The organism is Stenotrophomonas sp. YJH_SMC_33 (assembly GCF_059372295.1).
In genome coordinates this window covers 154,204-170,773 of record NZ_JCAFVJ010000004.1, presented here as the reverse complement: position 1 = coordinate 170,773, position 16,570 = coordinate 154,204, and the positions used below count along the sequence as shown (strand labels likewise).

Annotated in this window: 15 protein-coding genes; 10 read left to right on the top strand and 5 right to left on the bottom strand. The window is 65.6% G+C overall.

Annotated elements, in window-relative coordinates:
• The first annotated feature begins 183 nt into the window (after positions 1 to 183).
• Together AC5P9W_RS09100 and AC5P9W_RS09095 are read left to right on the top strand one after the other, a co-directional pair.
• Entirely contained in the window at positions 184 to 3,075 is a 2,892-nt protein-coding gene (locus AC5P9W_RS09100; protein WP_495219092.1) for a TonB-dependent receptor, read from the top strand.
• A 107-nt stretch (positions 3,076 to 3,182) separates the two neighbouring features.
• On the top strand, positions 3,183 to 3,926 hold the full coding sequence (locus AC5P9W_RS09095; RefSeq protein ID WP_021202377.1) for a FadR/GntR family transcriptional regulator: 744 nt from the start codon (positions 3,183 to 3,185) through the stop codon (positions 3,924 to 3,926).
• 739 nt (positions 3,927 to 4,665) lie between these two features.
• On the opposite strand, the gene AC5P9W_RS09090 is transcribed toward AC5P9W_RS09095, so the two are convergent.
• From AC5P9W_RS09090 to msuE, 3 genes are read right to left on the bottom strand one after another with little or no spacing between them, the layout of a single operon-like run.
• Positions 4,666 to 5,694, bottom strand: coding sequence for a methionine synthase (locus AC5P9W_RS09090; RefSeq protein ID WP_495219090.1), 1,029 nt, complete (start codon positions 5,692 to 5,694; stop codon positions 4,666 to 4,668).
• A gap of 42 nt (positions 5,695 to 5,736) precedes the next feature.
• A complete protein-coding gene (locus AC5P9W_RS09085; protein WP_021202380.1) occupies positions 5,737 to 6,714 on the bottom strand; it encodes a DUF1852 domain-containing protein in 978 nt (325 codons plus the stop codon).
• A 56-nt stretch (positions 6,715 to 6,770) separates the two neighbouring features.
• Positions 6,771 to 7,358 (bottom strand): FMN reductase, encoded by a 588-nt coding sequence (msuE, locus tag AC5P9W_RS09080; RefSeq protein WP_021202381.1) that lies wholly within the window; start codon positions 7,356 to 7,358, stop codon positions 6,771 to 6,773.
• A gap of 75 nt (positions 7,359 to 7,433) precedes the next feature.
• Here msuE and AC5P9W_RS09075 point away from each other — a divergent pair, with 75 nt between their 5' ends.
• On the top strand, positions 7,434 to 8,348 hold the full coding sequence (locus tag AC5P9W_RS09075) for a LysR family transcriptional regulator (protein ID WP_021202382.1): 915 nt from the start codon (positions 7,434 to 7,436) through the stop codon (positions 8,346 to 8,348).
• On the top strand, positions 8,348 to 9,220 hold the full coding sequence (locus AC5P9W_RS09070) for a methylenetetrahydrofolate reductase (protein ID WP_021202383.1): 873 nt from the start codon (positions 8,348 to 8,350) through the stop codon (positions 9,218 to 9,220). Before AC5P9W_RS09075 ends, AC5P9W_RS09070 begins: the two co-directional genes overlap by 1 nt.
• A 6-nt stretch (positions 9,221 to 9,226) precedes the next feature.
• On the opposite strand, the gene AC5P9W_RS09065 is transcribed toward AC5P9W_RS09070, so the two are convergent.
• Positions 9,227 to 10,378, bottom strand: coding sequence for a serine hydrolase domain-containing protein (locus AC5P9W_RS09065; protein ID WP_495219088.1), 1,152 nt, complete (start codon positions 10,376 to 10,378; stop codon positions 9,227 to 9,229).
• 234 nt (positions 10,379 to 10,612) lie between these two features.
• On the opposite strand from AC5P9W_RS09065, the gene AC5P9W_RS09060 reads away from it, so the two are divergent.
• Positions 10,613 to 11,140 carry a DUF6622 family protein gene (locus tag AC5P9W_RS09060; protein ID WP_021202385.1) on the top strand — a complete coding sequence of 176 codons (528 nt, stop codon included), beginning with the start codon at positions 10,613 to 10,615 and terminating at the stop codon, positions 11,138 to 11,140.
• A gap of 108 nt (positions 11,141 to 11,248) precedes the next feature.
• Entirely contained in the window at positions 11,249 to 11,629 is a 381-nt protein-coding gene (locus tag AC5P9W_RS09055) for a hypothetical protein (RefSeq protein ID WP_019337724.1), read from the top strand.
• A 61-nt stretch (positions 11,630 to 11,690) separates the two neighbouring features.
• Here AC5P9W_RS09055 and AC5P9W_RS09050 read toward each other — a convergent pair whose 3' ends face one another.
• The gene (locus AC5P9W_RS09050) at positions 11,691 to 12,593 is read right to left on the bottom strand and encodes a LysR family transcriptional regulator (RefSeq protein ID WP_010485668.1); all 903 of its coding nucleotides are present in this window, start codon (positions 12,591 to 12,593) and stop codon (positions 11,691 to 11,693) included.
• A 109-nt stretch (positions 12,594 to 12,702) separates the two neighbouring features.
• On the opposite strand from AC5P9W_RS09050, the gene AC5P9W_RS09045 reads away from it, so the two are divergent.
• The 4 genes from AC5P9W_RS09045 to AC5P9W_RS09030 all read left to right on the top strand — a co-directional run bounded on the left by AC5P9W_RS09045 (position 12,703) and on the right by AC5P9W_RS09030 (position 16,565).
• Positions 12,703 to 13,824 carry a 4-oxalomesaconate tautomerase gene (locus AC5P9W_RS09045; protein ID WP_021202386.1) on the top strand — a complete coding sequence of 374 codons (1,122 nt, stop codon included), beginning with the start codon at positions 12,703 to 12,705 and terminating at the stop codon, positions 13,822 to 13,824.
• Positions 13,825 to 13,899: 75 nt separating this feature from the next.
• Positions 13,900 to 14,958, top strand: coding sequence for an ABC transporter substrate-binding protein (locus AC5P9W_RS09040; protein WP_111098466.1), 1,059 nt, complete (start codon positions 13,900 to 13,902; stop codon positions 14,956 to 14,958).
• Between the two features lie 13 nt (positions 14,959 to 14,971).
• Positions 14,972 to 15,805 carry an ABC transporter ATP-binding protein gene (locus AC5P9W_RS09035; protein ID WP_014647218.1) on the top strand — a complete coding sequence of 278 codons (834 nt, stop codon included), beginning with the start codon at positions 14,972 to 14,974 and terminating at the stop codon, positions 15,803 to 15,805.
• Complete coding sequence (locus tag AC5P9W_RS09030; RefSeq protein WP_005409726.1) at positions 15,789 to 16,565, top strand: ABC transporter permease; 777 nt, start codon at positions 15,789 to 15,791, stop codon at positions 16,563 to 16,565. Before AC5P9W_RS09035 ends, AC5P9W_RS09030 begins: the two co-directional genes overlap by 17 nt.
• The last annotated feature ends 5 nt before the right edge of the window (positions 16,566 to 16,570 follow it).

The window sequence follows — 16,570 nt, the reverse complement described above, 5'->3', positions numbered from 1 at the left end:
AGGTCTGTTGTAAGCCAGCTTTCGCGCAAAGTCATGCTGCATGAGCACATTAAATTGCGATCAACTGGTATGGATCAAAGGCATTTGAACAATCGCATACCAATTGGTTGACATTTTCATGTCGCCGTGCCGAAGCTGCGTCCCACGCCTGCCATGCAGGCGATCCTTTGGGAGGAGGAAACCATGCGGCGACCCGCCGGAGCAGTGCACAGCATCTCGTTGTCCCCTACACCCCTGATCGTGGCGCTGCTTGCCGCATTGGCTGGCCTGCCCGCTGCCCACGCGCAATCCGGCAAGGACGCGGCAGGGCAGGATCCCACCACGCTGGACCAGGTGCAGGTCACCGGCATCCGCGAATCGATGCAGAGTTCGATCAACAAGAAGCGCGACGACACCGTCATTGCCGACGTGCTCTCGGCCGATGACATCGGCGACCTGCCGGCGCCATCGCTGGCCGATGCGATCGAGACCCTGACCGGCGCCGCCTCGACCCGCGACAAGACCGGCGCCTCGGAAATCTCCATCCGTGGCCTGGGGGCCTTCCTCAGCAGCACCAACTTCAACGGCCGCGAAATCACCAATGGCAGCGGCGACCGCTCGGTGAACTTCAACATGTTCCCGGCCGAGCTGATCAACACGGTGGCCATCTACAAGACCCAGCGTGCCGACATCATCGAAGGCGGCGTGGCTGGCACCATCGGCCTGGAAACAGTGCGCCCACTGGAGTACGGCAAGCGTGCGGCGCAGCTGGACCTGCGCGGCAGCTGGGCCGAGTATGACAAGAAGTACCGCGACGACGACGGCATCGGCTATCGCGGTACCGCCAGCTACATCGACCAGTTCGAGTTCGGCAACGGGCAGAAGCTGGGCATCTCGCTGGGCTTCCAGCGCCTGGATGGCACCGACCCGGAAGAGAGCATCACCAGCGGTTCCACCTGGTATGCCTGCGATGGCACGCAGAACGTGAGCAATGCCAACTGCAATGAAGTGTCCGCGCAGGCCATCGCCAACGGCGCACCTTATTACCTGGTGCCCAGCAGCCGCATCTACCGGCTCAAGCAGGAGCGCAACGACCGGCAGAGCGAGTTCGCCGCATTGCAGTGGCGGCCCAATGACGTGGTTGAAGTGAACCTCGACTTCGAACACACCGAGCGCAACTGGTACGAGAACCGCAGCGAACTGAGCCTGTCCAACGCCCGCCGTGGCATCACCCGGCGCGAGGTGGACGAGGACGGCATCGTGCGCCACCTGCATGGCAGCACCTCGATTGATTCCACCTCAAACCGCTACTGGCGTGGCGAGGAATACACCGGGGGTGGCCTGAACCTGATCCTGCGACCGACCCCGGCCTGGGAACTGTCCACCGATCTTTCGTACTCGCACACCAATCGCCTCGACAGCGAGCGCATGACCCGCCTGCGCGCCAACCAGCGCGACGTCAACAATGCCATCGTGCCGGGCATCAGCAGTGGTGCCACCGGCTACGTGGACTATGACTGGGACTGGCGCGGCGAAGTGCCCAGTGTTGCGCTGGCGCCGAACTTCGACCCCAACAACTGGGACGCCTACACCGGCGCGGCGCGCGTCACGTCCAGCGCAACGGAGAACGACCACAGGATCAGGGCCGGCCGCTTCGATGCCAGCTTCATGCCCGAGTCCGGTTTCTTCACCCGCATCAAGGGCGGCGTGCGTGCCAGCCAGGCCGACTACCGCCTGCGCGACAACACCCTGGTAACCGACTACGACCAGCGCGTGGCGGCCGACAAGGCGAAGATCATCGCCGCCAACCAGGCCTGCCGTGCGCCGTTCCCGCAGGATGACTTCATGGATGCCGCCAGCGGCAACACGATCTCCTCGTGGGCGTACTTCGATCCGGACTGCCTGTACCAGTCGTTCCGTGGCAGCCTCGACAGTGGGTTGGATCCGGGTTTCCAGGATCCGAACAATGTCGATATCACCGAGAAGACACGCGCGCTCTATCTGATGGGTGAGTTCAGCAGCAGCCTGTTCGGCTTGCCGGTGACCGGCAACCTGGGCCTGCGCTGGGTCAAGACCGACGTTCGCTCCGAAGGCGTGCGTACGGGGCTGCGTATCGAGGACAACGGTGACGGCACGATCCGCCTGCAACCCACCGGTGCGTACAGCACGCAGGTGTTCAAGGCGGGCAACGACAAGCTGCTGCCCAGCCTCAACGCGGCCTTCGAACTGCGCCCGGACGTACTGCTGCGGGTCGGTGCATACCGCGCTATGTCACGGCCGGACATCGCCGCGCTGGGCGCCGGGCGCACCATCAACGTCAGTAGTGATGCCACCTACGGCAATCTGGCCGATGCGCTGGATGACATCAGCGCCAGTGGCAACCCGGCGGCACAGCCGCTGATGTCCTGGAACGGTGACCTCTCCCTGGAGTGGTACCCGAACCCGGACACGATGCTGGCCGGCGCGGTGTACTGGAAGCAGTTCAACGGCGGCACCGCCACCGCGCTGGTGCCTGAGACCTACACCATCGACGGCCGGAGCGTGACCGTGCCGGTGCGGCAGCAGGTAACCACCGACGAGGACAGTACGCTGACCGGCTTCGAGCTGACCGCCACCCATCGACTGTCTCACCTGCCCAAGCCGTTCGACGGGCTGGGCTTCAAGGTCAGCTACAACCATGCCGATGCCGACTACCAGACCCAGGATTCACGGCTGGGTGAGCAGTTGGCCGGTGATGGCACGATCATTCCGGCGATCGTGCCGCCGGCCGGTCTCAGCGGCTTCTCGCGGCACGTCCTGTCCGGCTCGATCTACTGGGACGTCGGGCGCTTCAACATCCAGGCCATCGGCAAGTTCCGCTCGCACTACTACCAGGACTTCACCGGCAACGCCGCGCAGCAGAACCGCTACTACGATGACAACACCAGCGTGGACCTGCGCCTGCGCTACCGGGTGAACAAGCAGTTGTCGCTGTCGCTGGAGTTGATGAACCTGACCAACGAGCCGCGCGTGGCCTACCAGCCGCTTTATGGGAACTTCCGCGAAGTAGTGACCTACGGGCGGCGTGCGTATTTCGGTGTACGATACAAGTTCTGAACAGGGCGGCGCGGCCAGTGGCCGCGCCGTCGCTCCAACCGGACCCTCGCCGGCCGCGGTGGCAGGGCAGGGACCCGGAAGGAATTGAATTGCCAAGGGTCAGCCGCATGTCCGCCAACCGCCTTTACCAGACCATCGCTGCCAAGCTCCGCAAGCTGATCGAGGACGGCGAATTCCCGCCGGGCTCGCGGCTGCCGGGCGAGCGCGAGCTGGCCGAACGGTTTGGCGTCAGCCGGGTCACCATCCGCGAAGCGGAGATTGCACTGGAGGCACAGGGCTGGATTGCGATCCGTATCGGTTCGGGCGTGCACGTGAAGCCGCGCCCGACGCAGGCGTCCGGCGGGCTGCCGGATGTCAGCGCCTTCGACCTCACCGCTGCCCGCGCGGTATTCGAGGCCGAGGCCGCCGCTCTGGCGGCAAGCAATCTGGATGATGCCGGCATTGCCGAGCTTCAGGCGTTGGCCGAAGCGCTGTGCCGTCGCGACCTGAGCGACGCGGAAGCCGGCGAGTACGACCGCCGCTTCCACCTGACCATCGCGCGCCTTTCCGGCAACCCGGTGGTGGAGTTCTTCGTGCAGCAGATCTGGCGCATGCGCAGCGAGTTGCCGCGGGTAACCGAAGTCTATGCGCGGGTCTGCCATGATGATGGCGCCAGCCGTGCCGACGAGCACATGGCCATCTTCGAAGCATTGCGCGCACGTGATCCGGTGGCCGCGCGCAATGCGATGCGCCATCACTTCCAGCGCCTGTTCGAGGCCATGCTGCAGGCGACCGAAAGCCAGGCGCTGGAGGAGATCCGCCGGCGCACGCAGCAGGATCGTGAACGGTTCCTGGCCACGACGCGGATCTGAACGACGGAGCGGACACCGGCCGAGCGTCTGCGTGCCGCGACCTGGCCAGCGCCGGGGTAATGGCTGTTGCATCGTTGAGCATGCCGGCGGGTGATCGCCGGTGATGTGTCATGCCAATGATGCATGCCGGTGCCGAGAGGGCAGCGACCATACTGCACCGTTGCGTTTCCATTGAACGATTCACGGCCGCGGCTACGTGCCCATTCGAATCTCATCCCCTGCGACGGCAGCCCGTATCCTTCCTGCATGCATTCCTTCTCCGATCTTCGCGGTCTCCCGGCAGTCCCCGCGTCCTCCGGCTGGGTGCAACGCGGTGAGCGCTGGGATCTATGGTGGAGCGGCCGCATCGTGGCCAGCATCGTCCCGCACGCAGTGCTCGGCTTCCAGGTGTACCTGGATGCACGCAGGATGTCCCCGGCCAAGGTGGTGCACGCGGTGAATGCGCGGCAAGCCCGGCGCTATGCCGAGCGCTGGTGCGCGGCTCGGCTTTGCCCCCGGTTGCGGCTGCGCGACGCGGTCGCCTGTCTTGTGGGCGCCGCGCCTTCGGCAGGCGCGGCGCGGCCGCCGCCGCTCACACGGGAGCAGCGCCAGCAGGCGCGCCGCCTGGCCGAGGCCGGGACAGGGGAGGTGGCACGCATCAAGCAGGCGCTCGCACCGCGGCAGCCTGCCAGGCCCTTGGGGCAGTTAACGGGTCAGGCGTGGTCGGTACCCGGCAGGACGCCCACAGCCCTGGCAAGCGCTACGCCGAAAGCTCCTCACGCACGATCCTGGCCCCTTCGCTGAGCGCGCGCAGCTTGCCCCTGGCCACGGTGCGGGCCAGCGGCGCCATGCCGCAGTTGGTGCTGGGGTAAAGCTTGTCGGCATCCACGAACTGCAGCGCCCTGCGCAGGGTGTCGGCCACTTCTTCCGGTGTTTCCACCGCGCTCGAGGCCACGTCGATCGCGCCTACCATCACCTTCTTGCCACGGACCAGCTCGATCAGGTCGATCGGCACGTGCGAGTTATGGCATTCCAGCGAAATGATGTCGAGGCTGGAGGCCTGCAGTTTCGGGAACGATTCCTCGTACTGGCGCCATTCCGATCCCAGCGTCTGCTTCCAGTCGGTGTTGGCCTTGATCCCGTAACCGTAGCAGATGTGCACGGCTGTCTCGCACGTCAGCCCTTCGATCGCGTGCTCCAGGGCGGCCACGCCCCAGTCGTTCACTTCGTCGAAGAACACATTGAAGGCCGGCTCATCGAACTGGATGATGTCCACGCCGGCCGCTTCCAGCTCCTTCGCTTCCTCGTTGAGGATCTTCGCGAACTCCCAGGCCAGCTTTTCCCGGTTCCTGTAGTGGGCGTCGTACAGCGTGTCGATCATCGTCATCGGGCCGGGCAGCGCCCACTTGATCGGCTGCGCAGTCTGGCGGCGCAGGAACTTCGCATCCTCCACGAACACCGGCTTCGGACGGCTCACGGCGCCGACCACGGTGGGCACGCTGGCATCGTAGCGGTTACGGATGCGCACGGTTTCGCGCTTTTCGAAGTCAACGCCGCTGAGATGCTCGATGAAGGTAGTGACGAAGTGCTGCCGGGTCTGCTCACCGTCGCTGACGATGTCGATGCCCGCGTGTTGCTGTTCCTGCAGCGACAGGCGCAGCGCATCCTGCTTGCCTTCAGCCAGGCCTTCGTCCTGCAGCTTCCAGGGCGACCAGAGCTTTTCGGGTTCTGCCAGCCAGGACGGCTTTGGCAGGCTGCCGGCGGTGGAGGTGGGGAGCAGTTTCTTCATCGGTGTCGGGTTGTCCTGGAATGCGAAGGGGAAATCGATGGATCAGCGCGCAGCCCACTGCTCAAGCACGGCGCGGTACGGCTTGATGAAGTGCTCTTCGGTGAACCGGCCCTGCTTGACCGCCAGCTGGCTGCGCTCTTCGCGGTCGTAGACGATGCGGGTGGACGAGTAATCCTGGTGCTTCAGGCTGGGCTGGTAGACCTTGCCGGCCACGGAATTGGCGTTGTAGATCTCCGGGCGGTAGATCTTCTGGAACGCTTCCATCGTGCTGATGGTGCCGATCAGCTCCAGGTTCGAGTAGTCGCCCAGCAGGTCGCCCTGGAAGTAGAACGCCAGCGGCGCGACGCTGCCCGGCGGCATGAAGTAACGTACCTGCAGGCCCATCTTGTCGAAGTAGTGGTCGGTGGCGGAGAACTCGCCCTGCCGGTACTCCACGCCCAGGATGGGGTGATGATTCTCGGTGCGGTGGTAGGTCCTGCTGCTGGAGACGCTGATGCAGATCACCGGCCCCTTGCGGAAGCTGGCGCGGTAGGCGCCCGATCCCAGGAAGTGCTTGAACAGCTTGCCATGCAGGTCGCCAAAGCCTTCCGGAAGACCGAAGGTGGCCTTGCCCTCGTTGCTGGCCGGCAGCACCACGCTGAAATCATAGTCACGCACGTAGGACGAGAAATTGTTGCCGACGATGCCTTCGGTACGCGCGCCGGTCCGCGTGTCGACGATGGTCGGTTGCAGCACCTCGATCAACGGAAACGGATCGTTGCCGTCGGCGCCGTCGATGTGCATCTCCACCGAGATGATGTCCAGCTCGACGGCATAACGATCGGCGCTCGGGTTGTCCCAGTGCGCCAGGTCGTTGAAGCGGTTGTTGATCATGCTGAGGGTGTTGCGCAGGTTTTCCCGCCGGGAAGCGCCGCGCGCCAGATTGGCGAAATTGGTGGTGATGCGCGTGCCCTCGGCGGGCTGGTAGTCCTCGTTGAAGGGGATGCGCGTGATGCTGAAGGTGAAGGTGTCGTTCGTCATGGGCGGCGTTCCGTGATGCGGGGTGACATCCGGATGCGGGCGAGGGCATCCGGCATTCAGGGTGCTGCGGCAGCCTCGAGGGCGGCGACGGGATGGCGGGCCAGGGCCAGCAGTGGCATGGCTCGGTGGACCGCCAGTCGAGCGCGCTCGATCAGCGGTTCGTTGCGCACGCGGCCGTCGGCGAAATCGCGGTCGGTGGCATAGACGCCCAGCGGCAGGGTGCGGGCCTGGAAGAAGCTGAAGAGCGGCCGCAGCTGGTGATCGATCACCAGCGCATGGCGCTCGCTGCCGCCGGTCGCGGCCAGCAGGATGGGGGTGTCGACCAGCGCATCCTGGTGGATGAAGTCGAAGAAATGCTTGAACAGCCCGGTGTACGAGCCGCGATAGACCGGCGTGCTCACCACGAGGACATCGGCCTGCTCGACGGCAAGCAGCTGGCGCTCGACAGCCTCGGGCAATTGTGAGCGCCACAGGGCGCCGGCCAGCTGCGGGGCGAGCTCGCCGAGCTCGATCAGATGGTGTTCGCAATGGACGTCGTTGCCGATCACGCCCAGCAGATGCTCGGCCAGGAGGGTGGCCCGCGAGGGGCGCTGCAGTCCGCCGGACACGGCGACGATACGGAGAGGGCGGTGGGATGAAGGCATGACCCGATCCTAGTCATGCCTTTCCATGACGTAAAATGGTATTACTTCACCTATCCATGAGTGAGATTCATCGTCATGCTGGAGCGCATCCACCTCAGCATCGTGCAGCAGGTCGAGCAGCAGGGCTCGCTCACCGCCGCCGCCGGCGTGCTCAACCTGACCCAGTCGGCGCTCAGCCACAGCATGAAGAAGCTGGAGCAGCAGCTGGGTACCGAGGTCTGGCTGCGTGAGGGTCGCAGCCTGCGGCTGACCCAGGCCGGACAGTACCTGCTGGCAGTGGCCAACCGGGTGCTTCCGCAGCTGGACTTGGCCGAGGAGCGCCTGCGCCAGTTCGCGCAGGGCGAGCGTGGCGCGCTGCGCATCGGCATGGAGTGCCATCCCTGCTACCAGTGGCTGCTGAAGATTGTCTCGCCCTACCTGGCGGCATGGCCGGACGTGGATGTGGACGTCAAGCAGAAGTTCCAGTTCGGCGGTATCGGCGCATTGTTCGGCTACGAGATCGACCTGCTGGTTACCCCCGACCCGCTGCTGAAGCCGGGCCTGAAGTTCATTCCCGTGTTCGACTACGAACAGGTGCTGGTGGTGGCCGGGAACCATGCCCTGGCCAAGGTGGACCACGTAAAGCCGCGCCAGCTCGGCCAGGAAGTGCTGATCAGTTATCCGGTGCCGTTCGAGCGCCTGGACATCTACAACCAGTTCCTGCTGCCGGCCGGCATCACGCCGCGGCGCCACAAGGCCATCGAAACCACCGACATCATGATGCAGATGGTGGCCAGCGGCCGCGGCGTGGCTGCCATGCCGCGCTGGCTGGTGGAGGAGTACGCCACGCGCATGGACGTGGTGCCCGTGCGCCTGGGCGCCAAGGGCATCCCCAAGCAGATCTACCTGGGCGCGCGCGAGGCCGATACCGGTATCGACTACCTGCAGGCCTTCATCGAACTGGCCCGCAACAGCTCGCCGCTTGCCGGCAATGCACGCGAGGCGCGCTGATGCCGGCCGGTACCTCAGCGCACGCGGAAGCCTTCATCAACGCCTTTTCACTGGAAGTCAGCGCGAAGGCCATGCCCGCGCTGCGCGCCGAGGCGGATCGGATCCCGCGCGGTACGGTCATCTCCATTCCCTGGCTGGCCAGCGAGGATGACGACGCCCGCCTGGCCGCCGTGCGCACCGTGCGCGCGCTCGGATTCGAGCCGATGCCGCATCTCTCCGCGCGGCGCATCGGGTCACGCACAGCGCTTGAACGCTTCCTGGAGCGCGCCACCAGCGAAGCCGGGGTGGAGCGCTGCCTGCTGATCGCCGGTGACCTCGCGACGCCTGCCGGGCCGTTTGCCGACAGTGCTTCGATCATCGAGACCGGGCGTCTTGAGCGTTTCGGCATCAAGGTCGTAGGTATCGGCGGGCATCCGGAAGGCCATCCGGCGATGAGCGGCGACGCTCGCTGGCAGGTACTCGAACGCAAGTGCCAGGCCATCGAAGCGCGCCGCATGGCGCCTGTGATCGTCACCCAGTTCGCCTTCGATGCCGATGCCGTGCTGGCCTGGCTGGATGCACTGCGCGCGCGCGGCATCAGCGTTCCGGTGCTGGTCGGCGTGCCGGGCCCGGCCAGCGTCTCTCGCCTGCTGCGCTACGCCGCGATGTGCGGCGTAGGCGCCAGTGCATCGATGCTCGCCAAGTACGGCATCTCGATCGGCCGCCTGCTCGGCACGGCAGGGCCGGAGGTGTTCGTCGATCGCCTGGTGAAGGGGCTGACCCGCGCCCATGGCCAGGTCAGCCCGCATTTCTTCCCGTTCGGCGGTGTTGCGCCGTCGCTGGAGTGGGTGGCGCAGTACCGGCGGCGCATTTCCATCAGCCAGCGCCGATGATCTGCGTCATGGCATGGATCGCGTTGTCCGGGTGCCGGCTTGATCCAGCGAAGGCGCCGGCCTGGAAAGCCTCCCATTGCAGCGACTCATGCCCAGGTCGAGGCGCTCTGCAATGCCCTGCGGGTTGATGTCTCCGGCGCGATTGATCAGTACGACGAGCGTTCTTCGATCGGTGGGACGGTGCCGGAGATACCCGGTAAAGCCTGCGGTCCCGCCGCCATGGCCGACTACCTTTCCGCCATCGGAAACTTCCCTGCCGGCCCCCCAGCCCGCCTTGCTGCCATTGGCGAGGAGTGTGTCGCACCACATCCGCTTCAGGGCCGCCTCGGGCAACAGTCGATGCTGGTCCAGCGCCACAGCAAAGCGCGCCATGTCGTCGATGCTGGCGAGCAGGCCGCCGGCGGCCCATGCCGAGCCCGGAGCAGTGGGCGGTGGTGCGCGCCAGTGGCCATCCTGGAACAGATGCCCCTGGGCAACCCGGCGCCGATCGCCTGCACGACGCGGTCCCGCATCGCGCATGCCCAGCGGCGACAGTATCTCCTCCTGCAGAACCCGCCAGTAGTCCATGCCGGTTGCATGCTCTATGGCCAGGCCGAGCAGGATGTAGTTCGTATTGGAATAGGCGTGCCGCGCACCGGGCGCAAACGCCAGCGGCCGCTCGGCCACCTCTGCGAGCAATTCACGGGGGGCTGGATTCGTCGGCATCAACCGCAGGAAATTTTCTTCATTCAGATAGTTGGGAATGCCTGAGGTATGGCTCAGCAGCTGCAGCAGCGAAGTGGATGCCCATGCGGAAGGCAACCCTTCCATGTACTGGCCGATGGGCGCGGTGACGTCGAGCAGATGCCGCTGCTGGAGCCGGAAAATCAGCAGGGCCGTGAACAGCTTGGTGATCGACCCCAGTTCGAACACGGTATGGCGATCAATCGGTGCAGGCCGGGTGTCATCGAGCCGCCCGGTCGTGCACAGCGCGGCAATGCGCCCGTGATCAACCAGAACGGCCGCCATGCCAGGCTGCCGTTCGGCCTGCAGCAATGCGGTCAGCGAACCGCATCCCGCCAACGTCGCCCGGCTCGCCAGCGCCGATGGTGCTGACAGGCCGAAGCCAGTGGCCAGCAGCGCCGCACACAGGCGACGTCGAACAGGGTCGTGGTACATGCACGTGGCTCGCAGCGGCGTCGTGGTGATGGTAGCGCGGACTGAGGGCCGGCCCGCGCAGGGTGCACCGGGTGAATCCACCCCGACAGCTGCCGGGGACGCGCAGCATGCCGGCGGGTCATCCGCGATGGCTGACAGCTGTCACTGGCTGCAACCCGGGCGGAAGCGAATAGTGAGCGCCAATGCGAGGGCACCTCGCCACCACTCAGCCACCACTCATCAAGGGGACCGCTCATGAACATGCTCCAGCAACTCGCCTCGCAGACGCCGATCTGGGTCTGGCTGCTCCTGGCCTTCCTGGTCACCCGTGGCATCGCCGCCATGAAGCCTGCAGAAACCTCGCTGCACAAACTGGCGATCGTGCCCGCGCTGTTCGCCGTCTGGGGCGCGTGGTCGATCAGTCATCGCTTCGGCGCGTCGCTGGCCGCCTGGAGCGAGTGGCTTGCCGGCATAGCCACGGGCGCGGCACTTGCCTGGCTGCTGCTGAATCGATTGAAGCTGACGCTGGATCGCAGCACCGGCAAGCTCTGGCGCAGCGCGGACTTCAGCCTGCTGCCGCTGCTGCTGGTCACCTTCCTGGTGAAGTACGGCTTCGAAGTCGCGTTTGCGGTGTCGCCGTCGCTGTCCGCCAGTGCCGGCTTCAGTGCCGCCTACCTGCTGCTGACGGGCGGGTTCACTGGCATCTTCGTCGGCAAGTACTGCCGGTACCTGGCCTCGTTGCGGATGGATGCGGCAGGCAAGGGGCTGGAAACCGCAGGCTGATTGACCTGGTAGTGCCGGCCGCTGGCCGGCTTCCCCATGCAGCGTTGCGCGGGGCTGGCGCAGGCGTCACGATGCCCGCCACTGGCCAACACCGGAAACGCTGACGTCATGAAGACCACATCCTGGTTCTGGATCAACGTGGCCAGTCACTTCGGCATTGTCGCAGCCCTGGCTTGGCTGCCCGCACGGTGGACGGGGCAACTTGTGGAAGCCCTGGCCGGGACTCAGCCGGCTATCGGCGACACCCGCCATTTGGCCTTCATAGGCTCCATGTTCGGCTTCTGCGTGACCGCACTGATCCTGATGGGGGTGTTGACTGTCACCGGCGAACTGCTGGGTTTCTCCAGGCCCTATGCGCGACGGTCGGAGGCCCAGAACGAAGCGCAGGCCGTCCACCGGAAGGTACTGCTGACTGCGTTCGCCACGCTCTCATGGGTGGCCGTGGGATCGCTTGCAGGTATTGCGTCGATCTTCGCGGCCTCGTCATGAAGGGCGGCCCCGTCAGCGCCCCGTGTGCCGGAACGGATGGGTGCGTGAACTGCGGGGCTGCTCACGCCTCCCCACGCCACTGGCTCATCAGCATCTGCAGGAATCGCTCCGCCGTGGGCGAGAGCAGGGCGCCGCGGCGGCGGACGATGCCGATCGTGCGTGACACCACCGGGTTGCCGATCGCGCGCGTCACCAGGGTGGGGTGATCCCCATCTGGCGTGGCCATCTTCGGCAGCACCGACACGCCGATGCCCGCCTCGACCATGCCCAGTGACGTCGACAGGTGGGTCACTTCGTAGTGCCAGCTCAACTTGAGGTTCTCTCGCGCCAGCGCGCCGTCCAGCAGCGTCCGGTTGCCGCTGGTGCGATGCACGGTGATCAACTGGTGCTCGGCCAAGTCGGCCCATTCCACCTTGCGCTTGCGCGCCAGCGGATGATCGCGCCGGCAGGCGAGGACGAAGGGGTCCTCAGCCAGCACGTCGAAGTCGAGATTCGGATCGTTGGCGCCCATGAAGTTGATGCCGAACTCGACTTCGCCACGTTCCACTGCCTGCAGACCCTCCGTGGCCGGGATATCCAGGATGCGGAAGCGCACGTTCGGGTGCGCTTCATGGAAACGCGCCATCACGCTGGGCAGGAAGTAGAACGCCGCCGTCGGCAGGCAGGCGATGGTCACTGTCGCGCCGCGGGTGTCTTCGCGGCCGCGCAGCGAGAACAGTGATCCATCGAATTCCTCCAGCATGCGGCGCACCAGTGGCAGCAGGTTCTCGCCGACAGCGGTGGTACTGACGCTGCGCGTGGTGCGCTCCAGCAGCGGCGAGCCCACCGCCTGCTCCAGTTTCTGGATCCGGCGGCTGAGTGCGGGCTGGGAGACGTGAAGGATTTCCGCGGCCCGATGAAAGCTGCGTGTCTCCGACACCAGCAGGAACGCACGCAGATCGAGGATTTCGCAATTGATGCTCATCAGGTATCAATCATCCAAAAAACAGCAATTCACAGATCAATTGGGGTCATGCCAGTATCGAATCACAGAGGGGTCATTCATCCCCTATACGCATCAATCTAGCACACGTATGTCCAACGATCTGCTCAGCATTCCCTGCGTGCTCATGCGCGGCGGCACCTCCAAGGGCCCGTTCTTCCTGGCCAGCGACCTGCCGGCGGACACCGCCGAACGCGATCGCCTGCTGCTGGAAGTGATGGGCTCGGGACATCCGCTGCAGATCGACGGCATCGGCGGTGGCAACGCGCTGACCAGCAAGGTGGCGATCATCGACCGCTCCAGCCACCCGGACGCCGATGTCGACTACCTGTTCGCCCAGGTACGGGTCGAGCAGCAAGTGGTGGATACCTCGCCCAACTGCGGCAACATGCTGGCGGCCGTAGGCCCGTATGCCATCGAGCGTGGGCTGGTGCAGGCGCAGGATCCGCAGACCGAAGTGCGCATCCACAACGTCAACACCGGCAAGTTGATCATCGCCACGGTGGAAACGCCGGGCGGCAATGTGGCCTACCGCGGTGATACGCGCATTGCCGGCGCGCCGGGCTCAGCCGCGCCGGTCAGGCTGTCCTTCCTTGATGCGGCAGGCGCCCGCACCGGCAAGCTGCTGCCCAGCGGGCATGCGCAGGAAACCATCAATGGCGTGCCGGCCAGCCTGGTGGACTGCGCCATGCCGATGATGCTGGTGCGTGCCGAAGACCTGGGCGTGCGCGGTGATGCCTCGCCCGCCGAACTGAACGCGGACGCGGCGTTCATGCGCCGGCTGGAAGCGCTGCGCATCGAGGCGGGCGCCCGCATGGGCATCGCCGACGCCGGCAACAAGGTCATTCCCAAGCCGGTGCTGCTGTCGGCGGCGCAGCAGGGCGGCGATCTGCAGGTGCGCTATTTCATGCCGCACCAATGCCACACCGCACTGGCCATTACCGGCGCGGTCGGCCTGGCCACCGCCGCCGTCACGCCGGGCACGCTGGCCCACACTTTGGTCGGATGCCGGTCCGTTCCCGGCAGCATTACCCTCGAACATCCGAGTGGGGCGCTGGAGGTGGGCCTCAGTCGCAGCTCGGGCGATTCGCCGGTGATTGCCAGCGTGGTCCGCACCGCACGCCGCTTGTTCGAGGGGCGCGTGTACGCGACTTCGCCCGCGCCCGCCACGGCCAGTGCCACCCAAGCCCGCCAATGGACGTCAGCGGCATGATCTGAACCCGGACGGGCCTGCGTAGACGCGCATGCCCGCCATTACAACGTAGATGCTTCACTCCTGGGAGGGATGATGTACAAGCAGTTCTTGATGGCCGCGCTGTGCGTGGCCGGGCTGGCCGCGGCCGGATGCAGCAACAGCGGGCGCGTGGAAGGCGCGGCCGCCGGCAGCAGCGACAACGCACCGGTGCGCATCAGCGTCGGCTCCTACAACCTCAACAACCTGCCGTTCTTCATTGCCGACGCCAAGGGCTACTTCAAGGACGTCGGCCTGCAGGTGAAGACCGAGAACTTCGCCCAGGGCGGCTCCAAGGTGCTGCAGGCGCTGGTGGCCAATTCCACCGACGTAGCCGTCGGCTTCTACGACCACACCATCCAGATGCAGGCCAAGGGCAAGGACGTGGTGGCCTTCGTACTGCTCTCGCGCAACTCCGGCCTGGTGATGGCCGGCCGCGAGGATGCCACCTTCGATCCGGCGCGCCCGGAGACCATCAAGGGCCAGAAGGTCGGGATCACCGCACCGGGCTCCTCGTCCGACTTCTTCGTCCGTCACTTCCTCGCCCAGCACGACATTCCGGCCGACAGCATCTCATTGATCGGGGTCGGCTCGGGCGCCGCAGCAGTGGCCGCGCTGGAGCAGGGCAAGATCGACCTGCTGGTCAACTATGATCCCGCCGCCACCCTGATCACCGAGCGCAAGGTCGGCAGGATCCTCCTCGACGCGCGCAGCGACGACGGCGCCCGCCAGGTCTATGGCGGCCTGTACCCGACCTCGGTGATGTACGCCAACCAGAGCTTCCTGGACAAGCGCCCCGAAGCGGCCGAGAAGATCGCCCGCGCCGAGCAGATGGCCTTGAAGTTCATCGCCGACAACAGTGCTGAAGACATCGTCGCTGCGCTGCCGGACAGCTACGTCTCCGGTGACCGCGCCACCTATGCCCGCGCAGTGGAGAACGCGCGCGCGATCTTCACCCGGGACGGTCACTTCACGCCTGCCGATCTGGAAACACCGCTGAAGGTGCTGCGTGAGTTCAACACGGATGTCGCCAAGGCCGATATCGATCTGTCCCGGACCTACACCAATGCCTTCGTCGAGCGTGCCAACGCTGCGGCGCCGGCTGCCCAACCGTAAGCGGAGGTAACCCATGGCCCTCAATGCCACCGTGCGCCAGTTCAATGGCGCGCCGCAGCTGGAGCCTGCACAGACCATGGTCGCCATCAACAAGGTGACCATGTCCTTCGGCGAATTCACCGCCGTACGCGATGTCGACATCCAGGTGGGTGACGGCGAGTTCCTTGCCATCGTCGGGCCGACCGGCTGCGGCAAGAGCACCATCCTCAATTCCGTGGCGGGCCTGCTGAAGCCGTCGTCGGGCCAGGTCAGCATCGATGGCCGTGCCGTCAGCGGCGTGCAGGAGTCGGTCGGCTACCTGTTCCAGCAGGACGCGCTGCTGCCGTGGAAGACCGCGTACCAGAATGTTGAACTCGGCCTGCGCTTCCGTGGTGTGCCCGAGGCCGAACGCAAGGCCAAGGCCAACGCTTGGCTGGCCAAGGTCGGCCTGGCCGGCTTCGAGCATCGCTACCCGCACCAGCTGTCCGGTGGCCAGCGCAAGCGCGTGCAGATGGCCCAGGCGTTGATCGTCGAGCCGAAGGTGATCCTGATGGATGAACCCTTCTCGGCGCTGGACATCCACACCCGCCACCTCATGCAGAACGAGCTGCTGCGGTTGTGGCAGGAGGATCGCCGCTCGGTGATCCTGATCACCCACGACCTGGAAGAAGCCATCGCCCTGGGCGACCGCGTGGTGGTGCTGTCCTCCGGCCCGGCCAGCCGCGTGGTGCGCAGTTTCGATGTGGATCTGGAACGGCCGAGGAACGTGGCCGAAATCAAGCTGGATGACCGTTTCACCGACCTGTACCGCGATATCTGGGCCTGCCTGCGCGGCGAAGTGGAGAAGAGCTATGCACGCCAAGACTGACAAATTCATCCAGCTCGCGCTGGTGGTCGCCGTGTTCGGCGGCTGGGAAGGTGGCATCGCGCTGGGCGTGATCGATCCGTTCTTCTTCCCTTCGCCAACAGCGATCGTGCAGCAGGCCTGGACCTGGCTGTCCGATACCTCGTTCTATCAGCATGTCTACATCACGCTGACCGAAACCGCGCTGGGCTACATCATCGGCACCGGCCTGGGTGTGGCCGGCGGCGTCTGGCTCGGCCTGAGCCGCCGCTCGGCACGCATCCTCGATCCCTTCATCAAGGGCTTCAACGCGATTCCGCGCGTGGTGCTGGCGCCGATTTTCGTGCTGTGGCTGGGCCTGGGGCTGTGGTCGAAGGTGGCGCTGGCGGTCACGCTGGTGTTCTTCACCACGTTCTTCAATGCCATGCAGGGCGTGCGCGAGGTGAATCCGGTGGTGCTGGCCAATGCCCGCATCCTGGGGGCGAGCCGCAGCGACCTGCTGCGCCATGTCTACTTCCCCGCAGCGGCGAGCTGGATCCTGTCTTCGCTGCGCACCTCGGTGGGCTTCGCGGTGGTCGGCGCGATCATCGGTGAGTACCTCGGGGCCTCGGCGGGCCTGGGTTACCTGATCGCGCAGGCCGAGGGCAACTTCAATGCCGTGGGCGTGTTCGCCGGCATCATCATCCTGGCCGCCTTCGTGCTGGTCATCGACGCGCTGCTGGACGTGGTCGAGAACAAGCTGATCACCTGGCGTCCCAACGCGCAGGCACAGGCCACCAGCTGAACCGG

Coding starts and splice junctions, on each gene's coding strand:
- AC5P9W_RS09045 (WP_021202386.1), top strand. CDS start 12,703: ATGTCCAACGATCTGCTCAGCATTCCCTGCGTGCTCATGCGCGGCGGC.
- AC5P9W_RS09055 (WP_019337724.1), top strand. CDS start 11,249: ATGAAGACCACATCCTGGTTCTGGATCAACGTGGCCAGTCACTTCGGC.
- msuE (WP_021202381.1), bottom strand. CDS start 7,358: ATGCCTTCATCCCACCGCCCTCTCCGTATCGTCGCCGTGTCCGGCGGA.
- AC5P9W_RS09095 (WP_021202377.1), top strand. CDS start 3,183: ATGTCCGCCAACCGCCTTTACCAGACCATCGCTGCCAAGCTCCGCAAG.
- AC5P9W_RS09085 (WP_021202380.1), bottom strand. CDS start 6,714: ATGACGAACGACACCTTCACCTTCAGCATCACGCGCATCCCCTTCAAC.
- AC5P9W_RS09040 (WP_111098466.1), top strand. CDS start 13,900: ATGTACAAGCAGTTCTTGATGGCCGCGCTGTGCGTGGCCGGGCTGGCC.
- AC5P9W_RS09060 (WP_021202385.1), top strand. CDS start 10,613: ATGAACATGCTCCAGCAACTCGCCTCGCAGACGCCGATCTGGGTCTGG.
- AC5P9W_RS09100 (WP_495219092.1), top strand. CDS start 184: ATGCGGCGACCCGCCGGAGCAGTGCACAGCATCTCGTTGTCCCCTACA.
- AC5P9W_RS09050 (WP_010485668.1), bottom strand. CDS start 12,593: ATGAGCATCAATTGCGAAATCCTCGATCTGCGTGCGTTCCTGCTGGTG.
- AC5P9W_RS09090 (WP_495219090.1), bottom strand. CDS start 5,694: ATGAAGAAACTGCTCCCCACCTCCACCGCCGGCAGCCTGCCAAAGCCG.
- AC5P9W_RS09030 (WP_005409726.1), top strand. CDS start 15,789: ATGCACGCCAAGACTGACAAATTCATCCAGCTCGCGCTGGTGGTCGCC.
- AC5P9W_RS09035 (WP_014647218.1), top strand. CDS start 14,972: ATGGCCCTCAATGCCACCGTGCGCCAGTTCAATGGCGCGCCGCAGCTG.
- AC5P9W_RS09065 (WP_495219088.1), bottom strand. CDS start 10,378: ATGTACCACGACCCTGTTCGACGTCGCCTGTGTGCGGCGCTGCTGGCC.
- AC5P9W_RS09070 (WP_021202383.1), top strand. CDS start 8,348: ATGCCGGCCGGTACCTCAGCGCACGCGGAAGCCTTCATCAACGCCTTT.
- AC5P9W_RS09075 (WP_021202382.1), top strand. CDS start 7,434: ATGCTGGAGCGCATCCACCTCAGCATCGTGCAGCAGGTCGAGCAGCAG.